Source organism: Nevskiales bacterium, assembly GCA_035574475.1.
Classification (GTDB): domain Bacteria; phylum Pseudomonadota; class Gammaproteobacteria; order Nevskiales; family DATLYR01; genus DATLYR01.
The window spans coordinates 1-24589 of record DATLYR010000195.1 but is presented as its reverse complement, the minus strand read 5'-3'; the positions used below and the strand labels follow the sequence as shown (position 1 = coordinate 24589).

At 65.6% G+C, this 24589-nt stretch carries 24 protein-coding genes; 14 read left to right on the top strand and 10 right to left on the bottom strand.

Annotated elements, in window-relative coordinates; translation table 11 throughout:
* The first annotated feature begins 22 nt into the window (after positions 1-22).
* The 6 genes from VNJ47_11860 (at position 23) to phoU (ending at position 8126) form a co-directional block, all read left to right on the top strand.
* Entirely contained in the window at positions 23-991 is a 969-nt protein-coding gene (locus VNJ47_11860; protein HXG29528.1) for a phosphate ABC transporter substrate-binding protein PstS family protein, read from the top strand.
* Positions 992-1027: 36 nt separating this feature from the next.
* Entirely contained in the window at positions 1028-2266 is a 1239-nt protein-coding gene (locus tag VNJ47_11855) for a porin (GenBank protein HXG29527.1), read from the top strand.
* A 156-nt stretch (positions 2267-2422) separates the two neighbouring features.
* On the top strand, positions 2423-4795 hold the full coding sequence (locus VNJ47_11850; GenBank protein HXG29526.1) for an ABC transporter permease subunit: 2373 nt from the start codon (positions 2423-2425) through the stop codon (positions 4793-4795).
* Complete coding sequence (gene pstA, locus VNJ47_11845; GenBank protein ID HXG29525.1) at positions 4792-6498, top strand: phosphate ABC transporter permease PstA; 1707 nt, start codon at positions 4792-4794, stop codon at positions 6496-6498. The genes VNJ47_11850 and pstA overlap by 4 nt, the downstream gene beginning before the upstream one ends.
* A gap of 142 nt (positions 6499-6640) precedes the next feature.
* A complete protein-coding gene (gene pstB, locus VNJ47_11840; protein HXG29524.1) occupies positions 6641-7384 on the top strand; it encodes a phosphate ABC transporter ATP-binding protein PstB in 744 nt (247 codons plus the stop codon).
* Positions 7385-7400: 16 nt separating this feature from the next.
* Positions 7401-8126, top strand: coding sequence for a phosphate signaling complex protein PhoU (gene phoU, locus VNJ47_11835; GenBank protein HXG29523.1), 726 nt, complete (start codon positions 7401-7403; stop codon positions 8124-8126).
* Positions 8127-8172: 46 nt separating this feature from the next.
* On the opposite strand, the gene VNJ47_11830 is transcribed toward phoU, so the two are convergent.
* Complete coding sequence (locus VNJ47_11830; GenBank protein ID HXG29522.1) at positions 8173-9165, bottom strand: inorganic phosphate transporter; 993 nt, start codon at positions 9163-9165, stop codon at positions 8173-8175.
* A 13-nt stretch (positions 9166-9178) separates the two neighbouring features.
* Positions 9179-9805, bottom strand: a complete 627-nt coding sequence (locus VNJ47_11825) for a DUF47 family protein (protein ID HXG29521.1) — start codon at positions 9803-9805, stop codon at positions 9179-9181.
* A 147-nt stretch (positions 9806-9952) separates the two neighbouring features.
* Here VNJ47_11825 and mrcB point away from each other — a divergent pair, with 147 nt between their 5' ends.
* The 3 genes from mrcB to tsaB are packed head-to-tail and all read left to right on the top strand — an operon-like array spanning position 9953 to position 14982.
* The gene (mrcB, locus tag VNJ47_11820) at positions 9953-12340 is read left to right on the top strand and encodes a penicillin-binding protein 1B (GenBank protein ID HXG29520.1); all 2388 of its coding nucleotides are present in this window, start codon (positions 9953-9955) and stop codon (positions 12338-12340) included.
* Between the two features lie 30 nt (positions 12341-12370).
* Positions 12371-14293: an ATP-dependent DNA helicase gene (locus VNJ47_11815; GenBank protein ID HXG29519.1), complete on the top strand. Its 1923-nt coding sequence runs from the start codon at positions 12371-12373 to the stop codon at positions 14291-14293.
* Positions 14290-14982, top strand: a complete 693-nt coding sequence (tsaB, locus tag VNJ47_11810; protein ID HXG29518.1) for a tRNA (adenosine(37)-N6)-threonylcarbamoyltransferase complex dimerization subunit type 1 TsaB — start codon at positions 14290-14292, stop codon at positions 14980-14982. Before VNJ47_11815 ends, tsaB begins: the two co-directional genes overlap by 4 nt.
* Positions 14983-15058: 76 nt before the next feature.
* On the opposite strand, the gene VNJ47_11805 is transcribed toward tsaB, so the two are convergent.
* On the bottom strand, positions 15059-15700 hold the full coding sequence (locus VNJ47_11805; protein HXG29517.1) for an arylesterase: 642 nt from the start codon (positions 15698-15700) through the stop codon (positions 15059-15061).
* A gap of 22 nt (positions 15701-15722) precedes the next feature.
* Here VNJ47_11805 and VNJ47_11800 point away from each other — a divergent pair, with 22 nt between their 5' ends.
* Positions 15723-16244, top strand: a complete 522-nt coding sequence (locus VNJ47_11800) for a gamma carbonic anhydrase family protein (protein ID HXG29516.1) — start codon at positions 15723-15725, stop codon at positions 16242-16244.
* On the opposite strand, the gene VNJ47_11795 is transcribed toward VNJ47_11800, so the two are convergent.
* The 4 genes from VNJ47_11795 to VNJ47_11780 form a co-directional block, all read right to left on the bottom strand.
* Entirely contained in the window at positions 16241-16930 is a 690-nt protein-coding gene (locus tag VNJ47_11795) for a class I SAM-dependent methyltransferase (GenBank protein HXG29515.1), read from the bottom strand. The genes VNJ47_11800 and VNJ47_11795 overlap by 4 nt on opposite strands.
* 98 nt (positions 16931-17028) lie before the next feature.
* Positions 17029-17343 (bottom strand): SCP2 sterol-binding domain-containing protein, encoded by a 315-nt coding sequence (locus VNJ47_11790; protein ID HXG29514.1) that lies wholly within the window; start codon positions 17341-17343, stop codon positions 17029-17031.
* An 83-nt stretch (positions 17344-17426) separates the two neighbouring features.
* Positions 17427-17843 (bottom strand): PaaI family thioesterase, encoded by a 417-nt coding sequence (locus tag VNJ47_11785; GenBank protein ID HXG29513.1) that lies wholly within the window; start codon positions 17841-17843, stop codon positions 17427-17429.
* Between the two features lie 8 nt (positions 17844-17851).
* Positions 17852-18304, bottom strand: a complete 453-nt coding sequence (locus VNJ47_11780) for a PaaI family thioesterase (GenBank protein ID HXG29512.1) — start codon at positions 18302-18304, stop codon at positions 17852-17854.
* Between the two features lie 104 nt (positions 18305-18408).
* Between VNJ47_11780 and VNJ47_11775 the strand changes: the two genes are divergently transcribed.
* The 3 genes from VNJ47_11775 to VNJ47_11765 all read left to right on the top strand — a co-directional run bounded on the left by VNJ47_11775 (position 18409) and on the right by VNJ47_11765 (position 20566).
* Positions 18409-19038, top strand: a complete 630-nt coding sequence (locus VNJ47_11775; protein HXG29511.1) for a CoA pyrophosphatase — start codon at positions 18409-18411, stop codon at positions 19036-19038.
* A gap of 94 nt (positions 19039-19132) precedes the next feature.
* Positions 19133-19549 carry a MazG nucleotide pyrophosphohydrolase domain-containing protein gene (locus VNJ47_11770; GenBank protein HXG29510.1) on the top strand — a complete coding sequence of 139 codons (417 nt, stop codon included), beginning with the start codon at positions 19133-19135 and terminating at the stop codon, positions 19547-19549.
* Between the two features lie 72 nt (positions 19550-19621).
* Entirely contained in the window at positions 19622-20566 is a 945-nt protein-coding gene (locus tag VNJ47_11765) for a DegV family protein (GenBank protein ID HXG29509.1), read from the top strand.
* A 6-nt stretch (positions 20567-20572) separates the two neighbouring features.
* On the opposite strand, the gene VNJ47_11760 is transcribed toward VNJ47_11765, so the two are convergent.
* From VNJ47_11760 to sthA, 3 genes are read right to left on the bottom strand one after another with little or no spacing between them, the layout of a single operon-like run.
* The gene (locus VNJ47_11760; protein ID HXG29508.1) at positions 20573-21319 is read right to left on the bottom strand and encodes a slipin family protein; all 747 of its coding nucleotides are present in this window, start codon (positions 21317-21319) and stop codon (positions 20573-20575) included.
* A gap of 37 nt (positions 21320-21356) precedes the next feature.
* A complete protein-coding gene (locus VNJ47_11755) occupies positions 21357-22757 on the bottom strand; it encodes a nodulation protein NfeD (GenBank protein ID HXG29507.1) in 1401 nt (466 codons plus the stop codon).
* A gap of 30 nt (positions 22758-22787) precedes the next feature.
* The gene (gene sthA, locus VNJ47_11750) at positions 22788-24203 is read right to left on the bottom strand and encodes a Si-specific NAD(P)(+) transhydrogenase (GenBank protein ID HXG29506.1); all 1416 of its coding nucleotides are present in this window, start codon (positions 24201-24203) and stop codon (positions 22788-22790) included.
* 205 nt (positions 24204-24408) lie between these two features.
* On the opposite strand from sthA, the gene VNJ47_11745 reads away from it, so the two are divergent.
* Positions 24409-24589: hypothetical protein (locus tag VNJ47_11745; GenBank protein ID HXG29505.1), on the top strand; the 181-nt coding region annotated here is incomplete at its 3' end.

Sequence of the window (24589 nt, the reverse complement as noted above, 5' to 3'; positions counted from 1 at the left end):
ACCACGAAGAGGACATGCATACATGAACGCCAAGAAGCTGCTGGCCATGGTTGGCCTGCTGATGGGGACAACGCTGGCTATGCCAGCACTGGCCAATGTGGACCCGGCCCTGCCGGCCTATGAGAAGGCCAGCGGCGTGTCGGGCACCGTGTCCAGCATCGGCTCGGACACCCTGAACAATCTCATGACGCTGTGGGCCGAGGAGTTCAAGCGCGTTTACCCGAACGTCAATATCCAGATCCAGGGCGCCGGTTCCTCGACCGCGCCGCCGGCCCTGACCGAGGGCACCGCCAACCTGGGCCCGATGAGCCGCGCCATGAAGGACGGCGAGATCGCGGCCTTCGAGAAGAAATACGGCTACAAGCCGACCGAGATCAAGGTCGCGCTGGACGCGCTGGCGATATACGTCAACAAGGACAACCCGATCCAGGGGCTGACCCTCCCGCAGGTGGATGCGATCTTCTCCAGCACGCGCAAATGCGGCTACCCGAAGTCGATCGTGCGCTGGGGTGACGTCGGCATGACCGGCGACTGGGCGCGCCGGCCGATCCAGCTGTATGGCCGCAACTCGGTGTCCGGCACCTACGGCTTCTTCAAGGAAGTGGCGCTGTGCAAGGGCGATTTCGACAGCAGCGTCAACGAGCAGCCGGGCTCGGCTTCGGTGGTGCAGTCGGTGAGCGCGCAGCTCAATGCCATCGGCTACTCGGGCATCGGCTACAAGACTTCCGGCGTGCGCGCGGTGCCGCTGGCCAAGAAAGAGGGCGCTGAGTTCATTGAGCCGAACAACGAGAGCGTCATCAACGGCAGTTACCCGATGACCCGCTATCTGTACGTGTACATCAATAAGGCGCCGAACGAGGCGCTCGACCCGATGGTGCGCGAGTTCATGCGTCTGATCCTCAGCAAGCAGGGTCAGGAAGTGGTGGTCAAGGACGGCTACGTGCCGCTGCCCGCCAAGGTGGTCGAGAAAGAGCTGGCCAAGCTGAACTAACCGAACAATCCATCACCGGTATCAGGGAGAATGCAAATGAACGGTCTTTTCCGCAAAACCGCCTTGGCGCTGGCTGCAGCCGGCTGCTTCGGCACTGGCGCGGCGAATGCCGCCGAGGTGGACACCAAGGGCGGCATCAAGGTGAAGTCGGACGACGGGCAGTTCGTCGGCGAGTTCAATGGGCGCATGCACTACGACATCTACGGCTTCTCGAACGACGGCAATATTCGCAACGATAATGGCGACGACTTCCGTCGATTGCGCCTTTCGGGCAAGGGCACCATGTACGGTGTCTACGAAGGCAAAATCGAAATCGACTTCCGCACCAACCGGGCCAACGGCGAGTCCAGCAATGTGGTGATGCGTGATGTCTGGCTGTCATATAGCGGGTTCGAGCTGGGCAAGTTGACCGCCGGTCACCAGAAGGTGCCGATGGGCCTTGATGAGCTGACCAGCTCCAACTACATCTGGTTCATCGAGCGCGCGGCGCCTGTGTCTCTGATCACGGATGGTGCGCACCGCCGTGGCTTGCAGTTCTCGGGACAGCGCGGGAACTGGACCTACGCTGTCATGGGCTATGACAGCAACAATCGCAACGCTGCGGATACCGACTCGGGGGCTACCGAACGTAATGGCTCAGCCGGTTTTGGCTACGGCGGACGGCTGACCTGGACGCCGCTCAAGGACAAGGCGCAGGTTCTGCATCTGGGTCTTTCTGCCGCCAAGGAAGAAGCCGAAAACCTGTCCGACCGCACCACCCGGTATGAGGCCAACTTGGCTGACTCGGTTCTGGTAGCCGACTTTCTTGCCGCACCGGACGACGGTGACGACCTGACCAAGTACGGCATCGAGGCAGCGTACGTCAGTGGCCCGTTTTCGATGCAGGCAGAGTACCTCAATGCCAAGGTGAGCAGCGACGCGGCGGGCGACCCGGAATTCGGCGGTTATTATGTTGCGGCAAGCTACTTCCTGACTGGGGAAAGCCGGCCTTATCGCGCATCGAATGGAACATTCGACCGTATCAAGCCCAACGGCAAGAACGGGGCCTGGGAAGTGCTCGCGAGATACAGCACCGTAGACGGCGAAGTAGATACTCGCGATGACAACGAAATCAGCAACATCACGCTGGGCCTGAACTACTACATCAATCCTCAGATTCGTCTGATGGCCAATATCATGCAGGCCGATGTCGATGCCAACGGCGCCGGCGCTGCTGCCGCCAGACGGGAGGGTGAACCCAGAACCCTGGCCTTCCGCGCACAGTTCGATTTCTGAGGGCTGATGGGAAGCATCAAGGCCCTGGTGCACATGGCCAGGGCCTTTTTTCATGACCGCCGGGAAACGGCTACCATGTCCCGGGTCATATGCGCGTCACGCCAGTGATACAGGCTGCAGCGACGACGAGAGGCAGGGGAAATAGAACGTCCGCCTATGTCCAAGGATAGCGTCACGACACTGGATGCGTTGCGCCGCTGGCGTTACGCCAAGGACCGCATCGCACGCTACGGCGTGGCCATTGGCGGCCTGGGCGTGATCGCTGCGCTGGTGCTGATCTTCGTCTATCTGGTTTACATCGTGCTGCCCATGTTCCAGCCGGCGCGAATCGAGCCGGCCGCCGCCTATGCGCTGCCGGGTGGGGCCTCGCCCAGCCTGTATCTGTCGGTGGAGGAACAGTCCGAAGTCGGCATGCGTATTACCGCGGACGGCCGGGTCGTCTTTTTCCGCGTAGCCGACGGCAGCGTGGTGCAGGAACAGGCCCTGCCTCTGGATGTCGTGCGCAAGGTCAGCCTGCCCCAGCCGCCGGTCACGGTTCCCGGCGGGCAGATCACGCAGCCGGATGGCACGGTGGTGGAGCGGCCGGTCCGCCGTCTGCAGCGTCCGCCGCGTGAGATCGAAGAAACCGTCCGGCGCGAGGTACTGCGCGTCACCGAGGTCGACCCGGTCAAGAACGTGCTGGCGCTCGGCCTGTCGGACGGCTCGGCCCTGATCGTGCGGCACGAGTACGAAATCACCTATCCGGAGAACCGCAAGACCATCACGCCGGTACTCAGCTACCCCTACGGCGAAACCTCGCTGCCGTTGGCGGACGGCGCCCTGGCGGATCTCGCAGTGCGTGACGAAGACGACACGCTGGCCTTCGCCGGCGCAACACAGGACGGTCAGCTGCTGTTCCGGACCTTTGCGAAAACGACCTCGCTGATCGATGAAACGACCATGCTGGAGCCACAGCCCCTGCAGCGTCTGGACAGCCCGTTCCCGGTCACGCGCGTGCTCATGAACCCGCTGCTGGAATGGCTGTATGCCGTCAGCGCCGAGGGCGACCTGGCCTATTTCGACATTCGCAACAGCGCTGCGCCGCGCCAGATCCAGCGTGTGCACGTGATACCGCCAGGTACGCGGCTGCAGCAGGTAGCCTTCCTGGCCGGCGGCTACTCGCTGGTGATCGCGGCCAGCGACGGCACGATCTCGCAGTGGTTCCCGGTGCGCGACGAGGACAACAATTACCAGCTGCGTCACGTGCGCGATTTCAGGAATGCGCCGGGCGAGGTCATCGCGCTGGTGTCCGAAAGCCGCCGGCGGGGCTTTCTGTCGGGTGACGCACAAGGGCGGCTGGGGCTTTACTACGCCACCTCGAACCGCACCCTGCTCAACGAGAGCATCGCCGACGCACCGCTGGCGTGTCTGGCCATCGCACCGCGTGCCAACCTGGCGCTGGCCGAAACCGCGGCCGGCCAGCTGCAGGCCTGGCGCGTGCACAACGAGTACCCCGAGGTGTCCTGGAGTGCGCTCTGGGGCAAGGTCTGGTACGAGGGCTATCCGGAGCCGGCACGGACCTGGCAGTCCACCGCTGCAACCAACGACTTCGAGCCGAAGCTGAGCCTGGCGCCGCTGACCTTCGGCAGCATCAAGGGCGCCTTCTACGCCATGCTGTTCGCCATGCCGTTGGCGATCATGGGCGCGATCTACACGGCCTTCTTCATGGCGCCGCGCATGCGCGGCATGATCAAGCCGACCATCGAGGTGATGCAGGCCCTGCCGACCGTGGTGCTGGGCTTCCTGGCCGGCCTGTGGTTGGCGCCGCTGGTCGAGGCGCATCTGCCCGGTGTGTTTGGTCTGCTGCTGCTGTTGCCGGTGTTCATGCTGCTGTTCGGCTATGCCTGGTCGCGGCTGCCAAATGTCTTCAAGCGCCGGGTTCCAGACGGGTGGGAAGGCGCTTTGCTGGTGCCGGTGCTGATCTTTTTCGGCTGGTTGACCTTCCAGGCCGGCGGGCCGCTGGAGGTCTGGCTGTTCGACGGCAACCTGCCGCTGTGGATGGACGAGACCCTCGGCATCAGCTACGACCAGCGTAATTCCCTGGTGGTCGGCTTCGCGATGGGATTCGCGGTCATCCCCACCATTTTCTCGATCGCAGAGGACGCCATATTCGGCGTGCCCAAGCATCTGGTGAACGGCTCGCTGGCGTTGGGTGCGACGCCCTGGCAGACGATGGTCGGCGTGATCCTGCCGACGGCGAGCCCCGGCATCTTTTCGGCGGTGATGATCGGGCTCGGCCGTGCGGTCGGCGAGACCATGATCGTGCTGATGGCCACCGGCAATACACCGATCATGGACTTCAGCATTTTCTCGGGCATGCGCACCCTGTCGGCCAACGTCGCGGTCGAGATGCCCGAGTCCGAGGTCGGCAGCACGCATTACCGCATCCTGTTCCTGGCCGCGCTGGTGTTGTTCATGCTGACGTTCGTGCTGAACACCTTAGCCGAGATGGTGCGGCAGCGCCTGCGCGAAAGGTACAGCAACATATGAGCACTACCGACATCGGCAGCGGTCTCGTCCGCAAGCCGGCCTCGGCCCTCCAGGAGTGGGTGCGCAGCGGCGCGCCGTGGATCTGGCTCAATGCCGGCGCGGTGAGCCTGAGCATCATCCTGGTGGTGGGCTTGCTGCTCTATATCGCCGCCAAGGGCATGGGCCATTTCTGGCCGGCGGATGTGGTGGACGCCAGCTACCACCTGCCGGGCCAGGCGCCCGTGCGCATCATCGGCGAGATCGGCGGCCGCGAGGAGCTGACGCGCGGCCGCCTGATCGCGGCCGGTTATCCCATCGCCGAAGATGGCGCAGAGTTCTACACGCGCCTGCTGGTCAAGGTCGGCAACCGTGACAGACTCGGCGCCGATTTCAAGGTTCTGCTCGACGATTGGCTGGTGGAGCGGCGTTACCCCCGCGACCTCGTCGTCGTCGAACGTCTGGAGTGGGGCAATTTCTACGGCTTCCTGAAGGCCGTGAAGCAGCAGGGCCAGATCGTGGGCGAGGGCGAGGCAGCCTGGGCGGCCTTCAAGGATGCAGAGGCCCGCAGTCGCGATCTGCATAAGAAGATCCGCGATATCGAGAAGGGCGCCATCGGCCGCGTCAATTACCGCATCGAACGGCTGCGGCTCGAGCAGAAAGCGCTCGAACTCGAGGGGCGGCTGACGGACAAGGCTCGGGCCGAGCTTGCGCAGCGCCGCGCCGCGCTGGATGCCGAGTACGAAGTGCTGCAGCGCGAGCTGGGCGCCCTGTACGAACAGACGCGGCGCGACAGCTATGTGATGCAGATGCAGGACGGCAGCGAGGTCGAGCTGCCATTCGCTAAGGTCGTGCGCGGCTACCGGCCCAACGACATGAACCTGCTGCAGAAGCTGGGCTTCTACCTGATGAAGCTGTGGGAGTTCGTGGCCGACGACCCGCGCGAGGCCAATACCGAGGGCGGCATCTTCCCGGCGATTTTCGGCACCGTGATGATGGTGATCCTGATGTCTGTGGTGGTGACGCCGTTCGGCATCGTCGCGGCCCTGTATATGCGCGAATACGCGCACCAGGGCTGGCTGACGCGCACCATCCGCATCGCGGTCAACAACCTGGCCGGCGTGCCCTCGATCGTGTTCGGGGTCTTCGGCCTCGGTTTCTTCGTGTACCTCCTCGGCAGCAGCATCGACCGCGCCTTTTATCCGGAGGCACTGCCGTCACCCACCTTCGGCACGCCCGGGTTGCTGTGGGCTTCGCTGACCCTGGCCCTGCTGACGCTGCCGGTGGTGATCGTGGCCACGGAGGAGGGGCTGGCGCGCATCCCGCGCGCGGTGCGCGAGGCCAGCCTGGCGCTGGGTGCGACCAAGGCCGAGACGCTGTGGCGCGTGGTGATCCCGATGGCCAGCCCGGCCATGATGACCGGACTGATCCTGGCCATCGCGCGCGCCGCCGGCGAGGTGGCGCCGCTGATGCTGGTGGGCGTGGTCAAACTGGCGCCGTCGCTGCCACTGGATCTCAATCCGCCGTTCATCCACCTGGACCGCAAATTCATGCACCTGGGCTTTCACATCTACGATGTCGGCTTCCAGAGCCCGAACGTGGAAGCCGCGCGGCCGCTGGTCTATGCCACCACCTTTCTGCTGGTGCTGGTCGTCGTGGTGCTCAACCTGACTGCGGTCTATATCCGCAACAACCTGCGCGAAAAGTACAAGACACTCGAGAACTGATTACCGGATGAGGCCTGCCATGGACAACACTGTGCCCGCAGCAACGCCGTCTCCCACGCCAGTCGCCGGCACGCCTGCCATCAGCGTGCAGGGGCTGGCCCGCAAGCCGGCCGACCGCAGACTGGCGGACGAAGCCACCGGCATGGATGTGCAGCAGCTGAACCTGTATTACGGGCAGAAGCGCGCGTTGCACGATATCAGCCTGATGATCCCGGCCAAACGCGTGACCGCCTTCATCGGGCCCAGCGGGTGCGGCAAGTCCACGTTGCTGCGCTGCTTTAACCGCATGAACGACCTGATCGACGGCGTGCGTATCGAGGGCAGCATTTTGCTCGAGGGCAAGAACATCAACGACCACGACGTGGACGTCGCCCAGCTGCGCCGGCGCGTAGGCATGGTGTTCCAGAAGCCTAACCCCTTCCCGAAGTCCATCTACGAAAACGTGGCCTATGGCCTGCGCCTGGGCGGCATCAACCGGCGTTCGGTGCTCGACGAGAAAGTCGAATGGGCGCTGAAGGCGGCCGCGCTATGGGAGGAGGTGAAGGACCGGCTGCACGACAACGCCCTGGGTCTGTCCGGTGGTCAGCAGCAGCGCCTGGTGATCGCCCGCGCCATCGCCATCGAGCCCGAAATCCTGTTGCTGGACGAGCCGTGCTCGGCCCTCGATCCGATCGCCACCCTCAAGATCGAGGAGCTGATCTACGATCTCAAGGCGCGTTACACGATCGTGATCGTTACCCACAACATGCAGCAGGCGGCGCGCGTCTCCGACTACACCGCCTTCATGTATCTGGGCGACCTGATCGAGTACAACAACACGGATACGATCTTTACCAATCCCTCGAAGAAGCAGACCGAGGATTACATCACCGGCCGTTACGGCTGAGCGGCGCCAGGAGCGGATCATGGACAAAGCAGGCATCTCGCAGCACATCTCGCGCCAGTTCAACGTCGAGCTCGAGGACGTCCGCCAGCGCGTGCTGGCGATGGGCGGGCTGGTCGAGCAGCAGATCACCGACGCCCTGCAGGCGCTGATCGAAGGGGATGGCGCGCTCGGCCAGGAGGTCGAGCAGCGCGATACCCAGGTCAATACCTTCGAGGTGTTCATCGACGAGGAGTGCAGCCGCATCCTGGCCCGGCGCCAGCCGACCGCCAGCGACCTGCGCCTGGTGATGGCCATCATGAAGACCATTACCGATCTGGAACGCATCGGAGACGAAGCCGAGCGCATCGGTCGCATGGCCGCCAGCCTGGCTGGCCAGGAGCGGCCGGTCAGAGCCACCTATGCGGCCGTCGAGCATCTGGGCAAACACGTGCTGGAGATGGTGCGCAATGCGCTCGATGCCTTCGCGCGCATGGACCCGGAGCTGGCGCTGGAGGTAGCCAAGGAGGATACCAAGGTGGACCGCGAGTACGAGGCGATCATGCGCCAGTGCATCACCTTCATGATGGAGGATCCGCGCACCATCAGCCGCGTACTCAATATCATGTGGTCAGTGCGCGCGCTGGAGCGCATCGGTGACCACGCGCGCAACATCGCCGAGTACGTGATTTACTTCGTGCACGGCAAGGACGTGCGCCACATCTCGCTCGAGGACATGGAGAAGGAGGTTCTCAGCCGGCGTTAGCCCGTCCGGGCCACTCGGCGCCCATGCCGACCCACCGCGGCCCAGGCTAGAAAAGGTGCGTGCCGAGCCACCAGGCCACGGCCGAGATGAAGGCCGCACAGGGGATCGTCACCACCCAAGCCATCACGATATTGCCGGCCACGCCCCAGCGCACGGCCGATACATTCCTGGCGGCACCGACGCCGAGGATCGCACCAGTGATCGTGTGAGTTGTGGAGACCGGGATGCCCAGGCCGGTTGCCAGAAATAATGTGGCAGCCCCGCCGGTTTCGGCGCAGAAGCCGCCCACCGGCTTCAGCTTGGTGATCTTCTGGCCCATGGTCTTGACGATGCGCCAGCCGCCGAACGCGGTGCCGAGCGCGATCGTCACGTAGCAGATGAAGACGGCCCACATCGGTACCGGGTCGCTCTTGGTGCTCAGCCCGGCGGCGATCAGCAGCATCCAGATGATGCCGGCGGTCTTCTGGGCGTCATTGCCGCCGTGACCCAGGCTGTAAAGCGAGGCCGAGACCAGCTGCAGCCGGCGGAACCACTTGTCCACGCGCTGGGGCCGCGTCCGGAAGAAGATCCAGGAAACGGCCAGCATCAGCAACGAGCCCAGCAGGAAGCCCAGCGTCGGCGACACGACGATGAAGCTGACGGTCTTGATCAGCCCGCTGCTGATCAGCGAACCGGAGCCGGCCTTGGCCACCGCGGCGCCGACCAACCCACCGATCAGGGCATGCGAGGAGCTGGAGGGAATGCCGTAGTACCAGGTGATCAGGTTCCAGCTGATCGCGCCGACCAGGGCGCCGAAGACCACGTAGTGATCAACGATGGCGGGGTCGATGGTGCCCTTGCCGATGGTGGCGGCCACCTTGAGCGGGAACACGAAATAGGCGATGAAATTGAACGTGGCCGCCCACAGCACCGCCCAGTGTGGCCGCAGCACGCCGGTGGAAACGATGGTGGCGATCGAGTTGGCGGCGTCATGGAAGCCGTTGAGGAAGTCGAAGACCAGCGCCAGCGCGATCAGGAAGATCAGCAGTTCCAGGCTCATGAACTGCGGCTCCTCAGGCGTTTTCCAGGACGATGCCTTCGATCACGTTGGCGACGTCCGCGCAGCGGTCGGTCACGGTTTCCAGCAGCTCGTAGATCGCTTTCATCTTGATGAGCTCGCGGGTGTCCGGCTCCTCGCGGAAAAGCCGCACGATCACTCCGCGCATGACGAAATCGGCCTCCGACTCCAATCGGTCGATTTCCGCGCAATGGGCCAGGATCTTGTCCGGCTCCTTCAGGCTGGACAGCATGCGCACGGCGGCCTGGATGTGCTCGCTGCAGGCCACGCAGATCTCGGCCAGCTTGCGCGCGTCGTCCGGTACCTGCTTGATGTCGTACAGCGACACGCACTGGGAGACGTCCTCCATCATGTCCAGCACGTCATCCATGCTGTTGACCAGCCGGTAGATCTCGTTGCGGTCGAGGGGCGTGATGAAGGTGTGATGCAGCAGCACGATGGTGTCGCGGGTCAGCTTGTCGGCGGCGTGCTCGAAGTCCTGGATCTTGCGCGAGCGCAATTCGATCATGGACAGGTCGTCCAGCAGCAGCTTCAGCTCCCGTGCGCACTGGAGCATCTGATCGGCATGCTGGTTGAAATAGTCGAAGAACTTCCCTTCGCGGGGCATCAGCTTGGAAAACACGGCAGGCTCCCTGGATGTGCGGCGCGTCCGGCCGGTACCCGGACGCGATGACGCGCGCATTGTAACCAAAGCGTCACACGACGTCTGCGCGGGTGCCGGGCCCGGTCCTGAATAAGCCGGCGAATCAAGGGCCTGCAGTTTGCTATCATGAGCCGCATCATGGCGGTTTCCCCCTTCCTGCAACGCCTCGTGCGGCATCCCCTGTGGCCTTATTTCGTGGTGCTGGTCTGCATCGCGATGATCGCCTTCGCGGCCTATGCGGTGTATCTCGACCGCATCGTGCGCGCGCGTTTCGAGGGCGCGCGCTGGGCGCTGCCGGCTCAGGTGTATGCACGGCCACTGGAACTCTATCCCGGCATGCCACTGAAGCCGGAGGGGCTGCGGCGCGAGCTGGAGCGGCTGGGTTACCGGGCTACGGGGGACAGCAACGGCCCCGGCACCTTCGCCGCCGGCGCGCGCCAGATGACCCTGACCACACGCGAGTTCCTGTTCTGGGACGGGCGCCAGCCGTCGCGCCGGCTGCGCATCGGCTTCGACGAGAACGGCGTTAGCGGCATAACCGATACCACCAGCGGACAGGCCCTGCAGGGCTTCCGGCTGGACCCTATGCTCATCGGCAGCATTTATCCGGCGCAGGGGGAGGACCGTGTGCTGGTGCGCCTGGACCAGGTGCCGTCGTTGCTGTCCAAAGGCGTGGTGCTGATCGAGGACCGGCGCTTCTACAAGCACAACGGCGTGGATCCGCGCGCCATCCTGCGCGCGGTCATCGCCAACCTGATGGCCGGGCAGGTGGTGCAGGGCGGCAGCACCATCACCCAGCAGCTGGTCAAGAATTTCTACCTCGACAACCGCCAGACCTTGGGCCGTAAGTTCAACGAGGCGATCATGGCGCTGCTGCTGGAATCGCACTTCAGCAAGCAGGAGATTCTGGAAACCTATATCAACGAGGTTTATCTCGGGCAGGACGGCAACCGCGCCATCCACGGCTTCGGCCTCGGCAGCCTGTTCTACTTCAACAAGCCGCTGGACGAGCTGCAGCCGCACGAGATGGCACTGCTGATCGCGTTGGTGAAGGGCCCCTCGTACTATGATCCGCGTCGCCGACCCGAGCGCGCCATCGAACGCCGCAATCTGATCCTGGACGAGCTGGCGGCCGACAAGCTGATCACGCGCGAGCAGGCCACGGTCGGCAAAAAGCGCCCGCTGGGTGTCTCGCGCCGCGGCTCTGGCACCACCCAGCACCCGGCCTTCGTGGAGCTGGTTCGGCGCCAGCTCAAGCTGCGCTATCCCGACGAGATCCTGACCACGGAAGGTCTGCGCATCTTCACTACGCTGGACCCGCTCGTACAGGCGGCGATCGAGACCCATGTCGCCGAGGGTCTGGCCGAGCTGGAGAAGGCCCGCAGACTCAAGTCGGGCACGCTGCAGGCGGCGGCAGTGGTGACCAGCACCAGCGGGGGCGAGGTGCTCGGCCTGGTCGGTGGCCGCGAGCCGCGTTACGTGGGTTTCAATCGTGCGCTCGACGCGCGCCGACAGATAGGCTCGCTGGCCAAGCCGTTCGTGTATCTCACCGCCCTGGCACGCCCGCACGAGTTCAACCTGCTGACCGCCATCGATGACGACGAGCTGGAGGTGCCGCAGCCCAATGGCACGGTCTGGGAGCCCAAGAATTACGATAACGACTACCACGGCTGGGTGGGCCTGCATTACGCCTTGAGCCAGAGCTACAACATCCCGACCGTCAAGATCGCGCTGCAGGTCGGTATGCCGGCGGTGGCACACACCATTCGCCGCCTGGGCTTCACACGCGAGGTGCCACCCCTGCCGGCCGTGGCGTTGGGCGCCATCGATATGGCGCCGATCGAGGTGGCGCAGCTCTATAACACGCTGGCCACCGGTGGCTACTATTCCCCATTGCTCGCGATCCGTGAGGTCACCACCCAGGAGGGCAAGTCGCTGGGCCATTACGCCCTACGCAGTCGCTCCGTATTCCCCGAAGGGCCGGTTTATCTGCTCAACTGGGCGCTGGAACGTGTGATGCACCATGGCACCGGCGCCGGCGCCTACCGCTACCTGCCGCGCGATTTGCGCGTGGCGGGCAAGACCGGCACCACCAACGACCTGCGCGACAGCTGGTTCGCGGGCTTCAGTGGCAACCGGGTGGCCGTGGTCTGGGTCGGGCGCGACGACAACCAGCCGGGCCGGCTCAGCGGCGCCGCCGGTGCCCTGCCGCTGTGGGCGCGCATCGTGCGCGACAGCGACCCGCAGTCCTTCGCGCCCACGGTGCCGGAGGAGGTCGAATTCTTCCCCTTCGACGTCAATGACGACGAACACGATGATGGCGACTGTGACGAGGTTACCCAGGTCCCCTTCCTGCGCGGCAGCCTGCCCGAGGATTACGTGCCCTGCGGCGGGCGCAGCGACGTGATCGACCGGCTGATGGACGGTATCTTCGGTGAGGACGAGGCACCGCCGCAAGAAGAAACGCCACCCAAGAAAAAGAAATCCAACTGGTTCTGGGATCTGTTCGACTGATGCCACCACGCCGCCCAGCGCGAGCCGGCCATGCCTGAGGATTTTCGCCGGTTGTTCGGTCCCGAGGGACCCTTGGCCAAGCGCCTGGAGGGCTTCCAGCCGCGCAGCGGTCAGGCTGCCATGGCCGAGGCCGTGGCCAGCGCGATCGAGAACCTGGACTGTCTGATCGTCGAAGCCGGAACGGGTACGGGCAAGACCCTGGCCTATCTGGTGCCGGCGCTGCTGTCCGGGCGCAAGCTGTTGATCTCGACCGGTACCAAGGCCCTGCAGGAGCAGCTGTTCGACAAGGACCTGCCGGTCGCGCGCGCTGCGCTGGACCTGCCGGTCCGCGTGGCCCTGCTCAAGGGCCGCGCCAACTATCTGTGCCTGCACCGGCTCGACCTGGCCCAGCAGCAGGGGCGTGCACGGCCGCCGGCGCAGCTGAGCCAGCTACGCCGGATCCGGGAATGGTCTGTCCGCACGCACAGCGGCGATCTGGCGGAGATCGGTGACATCGCCGACGGCTCGCCCATCTGGCCACAGGTCTCGTCCACGGCCGACAACTGTCTGGGCAGCGAATGTCCGCGCCTGGCGGACTGTCACCCGCTCAGGGCCCGCCGCCAGGCCCTGGAGGCCGACGTGGTCGTGGTCAACCATCACCTGTTCTTTGCCGATCTGGCGGTCAAGCAGGGCGGCTTCGGTGAGCTGCTGCCCCAGGCCGACGCGGTGATCCTGGACGAAGCCCACCAGGTGCCGGAAATCGCCTCGCTGTTCTTCAGCACCGGCCTGAGTGCGCGCCAACTGGACGACCTGGCGCGCGATATCCGCGCCGAATACGCCGTCACGGGCAGCGACACACCGGAGCTGGAGCTGTGCCTGCGCGAGAACGAGGCGGCCATCCGTCACCTGGATCAGGTGCTGGGCCCGCAGCCGACACGCGCAGCCTGGTCCGCCGCGCTGGAAAGTGCCGAGGCCGCGCAAGCGCTTGAGCGCCTGCGCGCGAAGCTGGCCGACCTGGAAACGCAGCTGGAGGCGCTGGCGCCGCGTACTCTGGGCCTGGCGAGCTGCTACCTGCGTTGCAAGGCCTGCATTGAACGCCTGGACTCGCTGGTTGCGGGCAGCCGGGGTGTGGTGCGCTGGGTGGAAAAGTTTGCCCAGGGCTTTGCGCTCAATGCGACGCCGCTCGACATCGCGGGGCGCTTCCGCCAGCTGATGGAGGCGCACCCGGCGGCCTGGATCTTTACCTCGGCGACCCTGGCCGTGAAACAGGGTTTCGAACATTTCAGCGCGCGGCTGGGACTGGAAGAACCCCGCACCCTGGTGCTCGACAGTCCATTCGACTACCGGCGCAACGCCCTGCTGTATATCCCGCGCGGCCTGCCGGATCCGGCAGCGCCGGACTACACTCAAGCGGTCGTGCAGGCGGCATTGCCGCTGATCCATGCCAGCGAGGGCGGGGCCTTCCTGCTCTGCACCAGCCATCGCGCCCTGCAGGAGGCAGCCGCGCTGCTGCGGCCGCAGCTCGGCAGCCTGCCGCTGCTGGTACAGGGTGAGTCCGGGCGCGGCGAACTGCTGGCGCGCTTTCGTGCCGCCGGCAATGCGGTGCTCATCGGCACCAGCAGTTTCTGGGAAGGCGTGGACGTGCGCGGCACGGCGCTGCGGTTGGTCATCATCGACAAGCTGCCGTTCGGTTCACCCGGCGAGCCCGTACTGCAGGCGCGGCTCGAGGCGCTGCGCGAGCAGGGCGAAGATCCCTTCCGCAGCCACCAGCTGCCGCAGGCGGTGATCGCCCTCAAGCAGGGCGCGGGCCGCCTGATCCGCGACGCCACCGACCGCGGCGTGCTGATGCTCTGCGACCCACGCCTGCTCAGCCGTCCGTACGGCAAAACCTTCCTCGGCAGCCTGCCGCCGATGCCGCTCAGCCACGACCTGCAGCGGGCCTGCGATTTTTTCCGTCAGCAGGCGGTGGCATGAAACTACTGGCCCTCGACAGCGCAACCGAGGCCTGCTCGGCGGCGCTTCTCATCGATGACGAAATCCGTGAGCGGTTCGAAATCGCCCCGCGCCGGCATGCGGCCCTGCTGCTGCCCATGACGCAAGCGCTGCTTGCCGAGGCCGGATTGCGCCTCAATGATCTCGACGCCCTGGCGCTGGCACACGGTCCCGGTTCTTTTACCGGCCTGCGCATCGCGCTGGGCACCGTGCAGGGGCTGGCGCTCGGGCTGGATCGGCCGGTGGTCGGCATTTCCACGCTGATGGCGCTCGCCGCACGGACTCAGCGTCTGCATGGCGCGGAGCGCGTCGCCGTGGCGATGGACGCGCGCATGGGGCAGGTCTATTGGGGGGAGTACGGGTGGGATGCCGACAGGCAGTGCAGGGCGCTGGCGGCTGACCGCCTGTTGGATCCGGCGCAGGCGCCGCGGCTCGACCCGGCCGGCTGGTTGCCCGCTGGGGCCGGCTGGCAGCGCTATGCCGGGATACTCGGCCAGGCGACCGGCCTGGGTGAGCCGGTCAGGGTGCTGGAGCCGTATCCGCACGCCGCCGAGATAGCGCGTCTGGCGGCTCCCGCCGCGCTGCGTGGCGAGGGCGTTCCCGCGAGCCGGGTAGCGCCGGTTTACCTGCGCCAGCAGGTAGCGGAGAAAATGAAGGACCGCAGCGTCTAGCCTGTGCCTCGCCTGCCGCAGTGCGGCCGGCTCGGCCGTACGGCCATGTGGCCGCGTGGCGTTTTTCAACAACCTGTTAGATCGCGCCGGACTCGCGCAGCAGTTCGGCCAGGGCTTGGGCAATCCGGCGATAACCGGCGGCGTTGGGATGAATCGGGTCGGACTTGAGCGCATTGTCGCGCAGCACGTCGTCGAGAACCTCTTCCTCCAGCGGCAGCCCATGAGCCTTGGCCAGTTCCCGGTACAGCGGGGGCGGCCCCGAGAACAGCCGCGGCTGAGGTACGGCCACCAGCACCAGCGGTACGCCGGCGCCACGCACCATCTGGATCATGCGCTCGAGATTGGTGCGGGTTTGCGCGGGGTCCTGTTTGCGCAGGAAGTCGTTCCCACCCAAGCAAAGAATCACCAGATCCGGCCGGATTTCCTCCAGCACGCGCGGCAGGCGCGCCAGCCCACCGGCAGTGGTTTCGCCGGGCACGCCGGCGTTGATCACCTCGCGGCCGATGATCTGACTCAGGACCTCCGGATAGCTCTCATCCTCCTTCGCGCCGGTGCCGTAGGTGAGACTGTCACCGAAGGCAAGCACCGTGGCGTCGCTGGCCAAGCGCGGCAGGCCGGGCGGGTCGGCGCCGCACGCGGTCAGCGCCAGCAGCAACGCGGCAAGCACCGCACAGCCGGCGGCTGTTAAGCTGTGGCATACCGCAGGTTCAGATTTCATCCATCACATCCGGAGTGTACGCATGATCTACACGATCGAAGGGCGCCAGCTGGAAATTCGCGGTGAGGAATACTTCATCGCCGACAACGCCACGATCATCGGCTCGGTAGCGCTGGAAAACAAGAGCAGCATCTGGTTCAACGCCGTGCTGCGCGGTGATGACGCCCAGATCACGATCGGCGAGGGCAGCAACGTACAGGACGGCTCGGTGCTCCACTCCGACCCGGGGTTGCCGCTGACGCTGGGCCGCTATGTGACCGTCGGTCATCAGGTGATGCTGCATGGCTGCAGCATTGGTGACAACACCCTGATCGGCATCGGTGCGGTGGTGCTCAACAACGCCAGGATCGGCAGCAACTGCCTGGTCGGCGCCGGCAGCCTGGTGCCGGAGGGCAAGGAATATCCGGATGGCTCGCTGATCCTGGGAACCCCGGCCCGGGTGGTGCGCCAGCTGGGTCCGGCGGAACTGCAGATCATCCGTGCATCGGCCGAGCATTACGTGCACAACATCAAGCGTTATCGCAGCAACCTCAAGCCGCTCTAGGCCGGGTTTTTGCCGGTGAAGTAGACGTCATAGCGCGCACGATTGCCGGCCAGTCGGTGGTCGGGCGCGATGCCCCCCAGCGCGGGCGATCCGGGTGGCCGCTTCACCACGACTCGCCGCTGTGCATGCGCGAGTGCAGCCGCCAGCAGCTGGTCGGCATCGGAGTCGTCACCGGCCAGCAGCCGCAGTGTCTGCATCTCTTTCTTGGGCAGCGCGCGGCGGTCGTCGTCCGGATACATGGGATCCAGGTAAACCACATCGTGCGGCGGCTCCGGGCACGTGCGGAGGTACTCCAGCGCATCGACCGGGCAGAATCGCACGCGCTGCCACAGCCAGCCGCCGATGAGAGGATCATGCCCGGCGCGCACAAGGCCGTCCTGCAGCAGGGCAGCGACCAGCGGCGAGCGTTCCAGCAGCGTGACCGTGCAGCCCAGCCCGGCCAGCACCAGGCCGTCGCGTCCCAGTCCGGCGGTCGCGTCCAGGACACGCAGATGCCGGTCGCGATGCAAGCCACAGGCACGGGCCAAGGGCTGGCGGCGGCCGCCGTGAATGCGGCGGCGCAGGTCGGCACTGCACAGATCGGCCCGGACCGGGCCGGGCTGATTTTTTCCGAGCGTGCGCAGCTCCAGGCAGGTTTCGGTCAGCGTCAGCGCAAACGAGAAACCCTGCGGCTGCGCCCGGTACAAGGGCAACCGCAGGGTGTGTGCCAGGGCCTCGGCCTCCTGCAGCCGCTGGCCGTCGAGTGCCAGCAGGCAGACTTTTGACGTATCCGCCGGCAGTCGGCTTACAGCTTGCTCGGGTCGAACAGGGTCGGCAGGCGCTGGGCCAGCATCAGGTCGCCATCGACCTGCAGCTTGCCGGTCATGAACGCGGTCATGCCATTGAGCTCACCCTTGAGCAGCGCGGCGAGATCGTCGTCTTCCATCGTCAGCGTCACGTCGGCCGAGGGCGCCATGCCGTCATGCACCGTGCACTGACCGTTCTTGATCTCCAGGTACATCGGATTCGAGATCTTGTACTGGATGGTCGCGTTCAGGTCGGCCGCCGCATCGGCATTCAGTGCGGCGGGAAACTTCTTGATCATTTCATTGACGCTCATGCAAAGGCTCCAGGGTGGTAATTGCAGAGTCCGCATCCTATAACGCAGGCTCCGATGCCGCAATGCCGCAAAGGTAAGTGCCGTTACGCGACGGGCACCTGGCCGCCCAGCAGGAAATGCGCCCGGGCGACCGCCACCGGGACCGCGGCGTTTTCCTGCCAGCAGCGGATCTGTACCTGTGCGACACGTCGGCCCAGACGCGTCACCTCGCAGCGCGCCAGGCTCTCACGCGGCCCGGCCGAGCGCAGGTAATCGATCGAGAAATCGATCGTCTTGGGGATGCCGACCTGGCGTGGCTCCAGGTACATCAGGTGCAGCAGAGCGGCGTTTTCCATGAAACCGGCGACCACGCCGCCATGCAGGGCGGGTAGAGCCCTGTTGCCGACCAGCCGCTCGGCATAGGGCAGCTGGAACAGCAGGCCGTCGGCATCGCGGGCGATCCTGATGCCCAGAAAGGCGGCATACGGAATCCGCGTGACGATATCGTCCGGGGCAGGCACGGGCCGGCTCATGACGTGGCTTTGTGCGACGCGCGGCTGCTGCGCGCCTGCAGCATGAAGGCGCTGGTGCTGGTGGCGACGAGCCGCTGCTCGGACTCCTGCCAGGCCTGCGCCCGTACGAAGGCGATGTGGCGCGTCTTGCGGTAACACTCGGCGTGCACGTACAGCGTACGGTCACGCACGGCCGGGCGCAGGTAATCCATGCGCAGGTCCAGGGTGGCGACAGTGACGGGTTTATCCATGGCTGCGATCACAGCAAAGCCGCAGGCGCTGTCGATCATGCTCGTGATGACGCCGGTATGAATCAGTCCACGTTCCGGATCGCCCAGCAGCACGTCGCGGTAGTCCAGCGCCAGGCGTGTGCTGCCGGCGCCGATGTCCACGACCCGCATGCCCAGGTCGTGCGCGTGCGGGATGTAGTCATGGAATTTCTCGGCCATGAGCCGGTAGCGGGGGTCCATGCCGTGCTTCGCAGGATGAGGGATCGGAAGGCCGCTACGCTAATATAGGAAGGGGCGGCTTGCCAGACCCGGCCGTTGCCGCCGCCCCGCCAGGAAGCCCCTCGATGCGCATCCCCGAAGGTCCATCCCCCGCCGCTGACGACCTGCGCGGCCGCGTGATCGAGCGGCTGCGGCCCACGCGCACGGCGGCACGCGAGCTGCTCAGACTCGACCTGCCGCCGGCTGCAGCGGCGCACTTCAGCCGCATGTCGCTGCGCCCCGCCGCGGTGCTGGTGCCAATCCTGGAAGACAGCCTGGAGGTGTTGCTGACGCAACGCTCGGAAAACCTGCGTACCCATGCCGGGCAGATCAGTCTGCCCGGCGGCAGTTGCGATCCGTCCGACCGTGATGCCGTCGATACCGCGCTGCGCGAGGCCGAGGAGGAGATCGGACTGCTGCGCGCGGACGTCGAAGTCGTGGGCCTGCTGGATGACTACCCGACCGGCACCGGTTTCCGCGTCACCCCCGTGGTCGGCCTGGTCAGCCCGGCCGCGCGCCCGCAAGCCGACGGCATCGAAACGACTGGGTTGCTGCGGGTGCCCCTGGCGCATGTGCTGGAACCGGCGCACTACCGGGCGGGCAGCTTCGTGCGCGAAGGGATCGAGCTGCCTTTTCTCGAGATCGTATGGGGCGAGCACCGCATCTGGGGCGCGACTGCCGGCATACTGCACAACCTCTGCGACAAGCTGCGCTAGCTCGATGTTTGGAGCTACGGCCATGAAACTCGTTCGTCTGTCCTCAACGAAACCACGTATTCTCCGGCGTCCTGTGAGAAATGCGGGCTAGGCCATGACCGTATCCAGCTTCCGCCGCGCACTCGACTTGCAGGCCCAGGCGGCTGCGGTGGGCTTCGACTGGCCGGCGGCCGAGGACATGCTCGACAAACTGGCCGAGGAACTGGGCGAGCTGCGGGCTGCGCTCCGCGACCGGCCGGGGAGCCTGGAGGTGGCCGAGGAGCTGGGCGACATCCTGTTCGTGCTCGTCAACCTCGCGCGCCGGTTGCAGCTGGCCCCGGAGGCGGTACTGGCCGCGGCCTGCGACAAGTTCGAGCGGCGCTTCGCTTATGTATGCGACGTTCTGGCACAGCGCGGGCTGCCTCCGGAACAGGCGGATCTGCATACGATGGAAGCACTCTGGCAGCAGGCCAAGGCGCTGGAACGCGATCGGGCCGATTTGCCTGCGCCACAAGGCCGTAATAACGTCTAAAGCAGCGCCGACCCGACCTGCGGGCGGGCGCGGCCACAACAAGCCGTCCGGGCTTCAAGCGAAGGGGGCGCCATGAGAATCGGATTGGTAGTGGATTCGGCCTGCGATCTGCCCAAGTCTTTCATCGACGAGCACCGCGTCATCATCCTGCCGGTGACGATCCGCATCGAGAACGAGAGCTTCATCGACCGACGCGACCCGACCGAGACGATCGCCTTTTACCGCTCGCACATCGGCGAGAAGGGCCACGACGCCGAGTCGGCGCCGTTCAGTGTGGAACAGATCCAGGACCTGTTCCTGAGCCGGGTGGTGATCGAGTTCGATTACGCCATCTGCGAAACGGTGACGCGGCTGCGCAGTCCGATCTTCGAGAATGCCACCAAGGCCTCGTTCGCGATCCTGCGCGGCTACAAGGAGGTGCGCCGGCAGCATGGCGTCGAGGGCCCCTTCGCGCTGCGCGTGATCAACAGCAAGACCCTGTTCTGCGGCCAGGGCGTGCTGGCGGCCGAAACCATCCGTATGATCCAGGAAGGGGTGCACGTCAACGAAATCCGCACCCGTATCGAGAAGCTGAGCGAGGACGTCTACGCCTATCTGGTGCCACGCGACCTGTACTACATTCGCGCCCGCGCCCAGAAGAAAGGCGAGAAGAGCGTCGGCCTGATCGGCGCTGCGCTGGGCACGATGCTGGACATCAAGCCGATCATCCGTGCCTACCATGAAGAAACCGGCCCGGTCTCCAAGGCGCGCGGCTTCGAGCAGGCCTGCGAGAAGCTGTTGCAGTATGCCGTGCGCCGGATCCGGGAAGGCTTGCTGGCCCCCACCATCTGCATCAGCTATGGCGGCGACCCGGAGGAGGTCAGGCAGTTGCCGGGTTATGCCGAACTGATGGCCGAAGCCGAGGCGCACGGCGTGCAGGTGCTGCTCTCGGTGATGAGCGTTACCGCGGGCGTCAATATCGGCCCCGGCGGCCTGTGCCTGGGTCTGGTGGCCAGGCCGCACGAGTTCGACGACTGAGCGGCGCTAGCTCTCTTTCGGCGCAAAGGGCTTGAGCAGGTCCACGGGTACTGGCACCACGATCGTGGCGGTGTTCTTGTTGGCCACGTCCAGCAGGGTCTGCAGATAGCGCAGCTGGACCGAGACCGGCTGTTGCGCCAGTACGGTGGCGGCCTCGCGCAGCTTTTCCGCCGCCTGTGCCTCACCCTCGGCATTGATGATCTTGGAGCGGCGGTTGCGCTCGGCCTCGGCCTGGGCGGCGATGGCGCGCACCATGCTTTCATTCAGATCGACCGCCTTGATCTCGACATTGGTGACCTTGATGCCCCAGGCATCGGTTGCGCGGTCGAGGATGGACTGGATGGCCGCGTTCAGCTTGTCGCGCTCGGACAGCATCTGATCGAGCTCGTGCTGGCCGAGCACCGAGCGCAGCGTGGTCTGCGCCAGCTGGCTGGTGGCGGCGTAGTAGTCCTCGACCTGGATGATCGCCTTCTCCGGTTGAACCACGCGGAAGAACACGATGGCATTGACTTTGACCGATACGTTGTCGCGGGAGATCACGTCCTGCGGCGGCACGTCCATCGTCACCACGCGCAGGTCCACGCGCACCATGCGCTGCACCAGCGGCACCAGGAAGATGATGCCGGGGCCCTTGACGCCGGTGAAGCGGCCGAAGGTGAAGACCACGCCGCGCACGTACTCGGGCAGGATCTTGAAGCAGTTCAGCAGGAAGACGGCAACCAGGATGACGAGGATCGAAGTGAAGTTCAGCATGGGAGCTCCTTGAAACGTTTCCGGTTTTTACCCTGGCCTAGTCCTTCTCGGGCGCAACGATCAGCACCAGGCCGTCCAGGGCGGTGACCCGCAGCTTCTGCCCGCGCCGGACCGGCGTGGCGGTGCGCGCGCGCCAGGTCTCGCTGCGGGCGCGCACCCAGCCTTCGGCGTCGAAGTCCTCGAGCGCCTCGGCCGCCTCGCCGACCATGGCCTCATGGCCCGTGACCACCCGGCGTTTGCGTGCGCGCAGCAGCAGCGTCACGGTCAACAGCAGCACCAGCCCCGCGGCGGTCGCGATCGCGGCGATGATCGCGATTGGGACCTGGTAGCCGGGCACGTCCGTATCGAGCAGCATGATGGAACCCACGACGAAGGCGACCACGCCGCCGATGCCCAGTACGCCCAGGCTCGGCACCATCGTTTCCGCGACGATAAGGACGATGCCGAGCGCAATCAAGCCCAGACCGGCGTAATTGATCGGCAGCACCTGGAAGGCATACAGCGCCAGCAGCAGGCAGATGCCGCCGATGACCCCCGGCAGGATCGCCCCGGGGTTATAGCCTTCCAGCAGCAGGCCATAGATCCCGATCAGCAGCAGGATGTAGGCGACGGCCGGGTTGGTCAGCACCGACAGAATCTTCTGCCGCCAGTCCGGCGCGATGCGCGTCACCGTCATGGCGCGGGTATCCAGCGTCAGCCGCTGGCCGTCGTCCAGCTGCAGGCGGCGGCCATGGAGCTGGCGCAGCAGATCCTCGACATCCCGGGCGACCAGGTCGATCACCTTCTGCTTCAGCGCTTCCTCGGCCGACAGGCTGGCGGCCTCGCGCACGGCGCGCTCGGCCCACTCCGCGTTGCGGCCGCGCTTCTCGGCCAGGCTGCGGATATAGGCCACGGCGTCGTTGACCATCTTGCGTTCCTCGGCTGCGCCGGCGGGCCCCGGGGCTGCTGACGGGGTTTCCGCCGGTGCCTGGCCGGGCTTGTCCGGGGGCGTTCCGGGCGGCTGCGGCGACTTGGGCGGCCCCCCGATCACGGATACCGGGGTCGCGGCGCCCAGGTTGGTGGCGGGCGCCATCGCCGCCACATGGCTGGCATAGAGAATATAGGTGCCGGCGCTGGCGGCGCGCGCGCCGGAGGGCGCCACATAGGCCACCACGGGAATCTTCGAGGCCAGGATGCGCTTGATGATGTCGCGCATTGCGGTATCCAGCCCGCCGGGCGTGTCGATGCGCAGCACGATCAGTGCGGCGCCGGATTCCTCGGCCCGCGCCGCGGCGCTTTCGTAGTACAGGCTGGTGGCGGGCCCGATGGCGCCGTCGATTTCGATCAGCGCGGCCTGGGAAGGCCCGGCCGGCGCGGGCACGGAGGGATCGGTTCGTGCCGCCAGCGCGTAGCATGCCAGCGCTGCTGCCAGGATTGCCGCCAGTTGTTTCCTGCTCATGGCCTCCGAGAGTATCAGCCGGCGGGACGCTCAGTCGAGGCGGTTGTAGCCGTTGAGCGCGGCGACCCGGTAGGCCTCGGCCATGGTCGGGTAGTTGAAGGTCGTGTTGAGGAAATATTGCAGGCTGTTGCCGCCGTTGCGGCTGGCCATGATCGCCTGGCCGATGTGCACGATCTCGGAAGCACGGTCCCCGAAGCAGTGGATGCCGAGGATCTCCAGCGTCTGCGGATGGAACAGCAGCTTGAGCATGCCGACCGTCTGGTCCGTCATCTGCGCGCGCGCCAGGTGCCGGAAATGCGCATGCCCGACTTCGTAAGGTACCGAGGCTTCGGTCAGCTCGCGTTCGGTGCGACCGACCGAACTGATCTCGGGGATGGTGTAGATGCCGGTCGGGATGAACTCGGACAGACTGTGGTCGCAGCGGCCCTGCACGATATGGGTGGCCGCGAAGCGGCCCTGGTCGTAGGCGGCGCTGGCCAGCGCCGGCGGGCCGATCACGTCGCCCACGGCATAGACGTGCGGCAGCGCGGTCTGGTAGTTCTCGTTGACGCTCAGCTGCCCGCGGGGATTGACCGCCAACGGCAGGCGCTCGAGTCCCAGCCGGTCGGTGTTCCCGGTGCGCCCGTTGGCCCACAGCAGCAGGTCGCAGCGGATGTGCTTGCCTGATTCCAGGTGCAGCACCACGTCGTGCTCGCGACCTTCGACGCGCCGGTACTGCTCCTGGTGGCGGATGATCACGCCCTGTTCGCGCAGGTGGTAGGAGAGGGCGTCGGTGATTTCGTCGTCCAGAAAGGACAGCAGCTTGGCCTGGGTGTTGACCAGGTTCACCTTGATGCCGAGATGGGCGAAGATCGAGGCGTACTCGCAGCCGATGACGCCGGCGCCATAGATGCAGACCGTGCGCGGGCTGTAGTCGAGCTTGAGGATGCTGTCGCTGTCGTGCACGCAGGGATGGGTGAAATCCACCTCGGGCGGGCGGTAGGGACGCGAGCCGGTGGCGATGACGAAGTGGCGGGCGCCGAGGGTTTCCTCATTGCCTTCCGGCGTCTCCACGACGAGCGTCTGTGGGTTCTCGAAGCGTGCATGCCCGCGCACCAGGCGGATGTGGTTGCGCTCGTAGTAGCGTCGGCGCTGCGCGGTCTGCTGGCGGATCACGTTGTCCGCCGCATGCAGCAGCTCGGGGTAGGTCGGGGTCCGTGCCCGGCCCAGCTCGCGGAACAACGGGTTGTGCGCGAACTCTGTCAGCCGCTGCACGCTGTGGCGCAGTGCCTTGCTCGGGATGGTACCCCAGTGCGTACAGCCGCCCCCGACCTCGGGATAACTTTCGACCACGGCCACGCGACGACCGCTTTTGGCCGCCATGATGGCCGCGCCTTCGCCGCCGGGTCCGCTGCCGATGACTGCGAGGTCGTAATGCGCGGTCGTCTTTTCGGATGAGGCGGGCACACCCCGCGCACGCTTTGCTACCATATTGATTTCAAGACTGTTTTCTTTTGATTGTGCGGGTGGCGGCCATCCTGCGCCGATTCCGGGACGCTGCAACAAACAATAACTATTTTCGTGAGGATATGCTTTAATAGCGGAAGCTTTGTGATAAATTTCCCAAAAATATTTCAAGGGAGAGATACCGATGTGGCATCAGAAGATTCGCGTGCGAGGGATTTTCGCGACGCTTGGCGTGCTGTGTCTGAGCGGCACGGCCTTCGCCCAGGAGGAGGCGGGGTCGGCCGAGGCGGTGGCAGAGGAGGGTGCTGGGGGTGCGCAGGTGGAGTCCGGGCAGCCGTATATCGGCGGGCTGGGCATCTACCGGGACACGGACCGGGACTTCGTGG

What these genes read in the sequence shown, in the direction of transcription:
- VNJ47_11760 (HXG29508.1), bottom strand. Translation starts at nt 21,319, where the DNA reads ATGCTGAACTTCACTTCGATCCTCGTCATCCTGGTTGCCGTCTTCCTG.
- VNJ47_11850 (HXG29526.1), top strand. Translation starts at nt 2,423, where the DNA reads ATGTCCAAGGATAGCGTCACGACACTGGATGCGTTGCGCCGCTGGCGT.
- pstB (HXG29524.1), top strand. Translation starts at nt 6,641, where the DNA reads ATGGATGTGCAGCAGCTGAACCTGTATTACGGGCAGAAGCGCGCGTTG.
- tsaB (HXG29518.1), top strand. Translation starts at nt 14,290, where the DNA reads ATGAAACTACTGGCCCTCGACAGCGCAACCGAGGCCTGCTCGGCGGCG.
- VNJ47_11770 (HXG29510.1), top strand. Translation starts at nt 19,133, where the DNA reads ATGACCGTATCCAGCTTCCGCCGCGCACTCGACTTGCAGGCCCAGGCG.
- VNJ47_11860 (HXG29528.1), top strand. Translation starts at nt 23, where the DNA reads ATGAACGCCAAGAAGCTGCTGGCCATGGTTGGCCTGCTGATGGGGACA.
- mrcB (HXG29520.1), top strand. Translation starts at nt 9,953, where the DNA reads ATGAGCCGCATCATGGCGGTTTCCCCCTTCCTGCAACGCCTCGTGCGG.
- VNJ47_11815 (HXG29519.1), top strand. Translation starts at nt 12,371, where the DNA reads ATGCCTGAGGATTTTCGCCGGTTGTTCGGTCCCGAGGGACCCTTGGCC.
- VNJ47_11755 (HXG29507.1), bottom strand. Translation starts at nt 22,757, where the DNA reads ATGAGCAGGAAACAACTGGCGGCAATCCTGGCAGCAGCGCTGGCATGC.
- VNJ47_11800 (HXG29516.1), top strand. Translation starts at nt 15,723, where the DNA reads ATGATCTACACGATCGAAGGGCGCCAGCTGGAAATTCGCGGTGAGGAA.
- pstA (HXG29525.1), top strand. Translation starts at nt 4,792, where the DNA reads ATGAGCACTACCGACATCGGCAGCGGTCTCGTCCGCAAGCCGGCCTCG.
- VNJ47_11830 (HXG29522.1), bottom strand. Translation starts at nt 9,165, where the DNA reads ATGAGCCTGGAACTGCTGATCTTCCTGATCGCGCTGGCGCTGGTCTTC.
- VNJ47_11765 (HXG29509.1), top strand. Translation starts at nt 19,622, where the DNA reads ATGAGAATCGGATTGGTAGTGGATTCGGCCTGCGATCTGCCCAAGTCT.
- VNJ47_11780 (HXG29512.1), bottom strand. Translation starts at nt 18,304, where the DNA reads ATGGACCCCCGCTACCGGCTCATGGCCGAGAAATTCCATGACTACATC.
- VNJ47_11790 (HXG29514.1), bottom strand. Translation starts at nt 17,343, where the DNA reads ATGAGCGTCAATGAAATGATCAAGAAGTTTCCCGCCGCACTGAATGCC.
- VNJ47_11775 (HXG29511.1), top strand. Translation starts at nt 18,409, where the DNA reads ATGCGCATCCCCGAAGGTCCATCCCCCGCCGCTGACGACCTGCGCGGC.
- VNJ47_11855 (HXG29527.1), top strand. Translation starts at nt 1,028, where the DNA reads ATGAACGGTCTTTTCCGCAAAACCGCCTTGGCGCTGGCTGCAGCCGGC.
- VNJ47_11805 (HXG29517.1), bottom strand. Translation starts at nt 15,700, where the DNA reads ATGAAATCTGAACCTGCGGTATGCCACAGCTTAACAGCCGCCGGCTGT.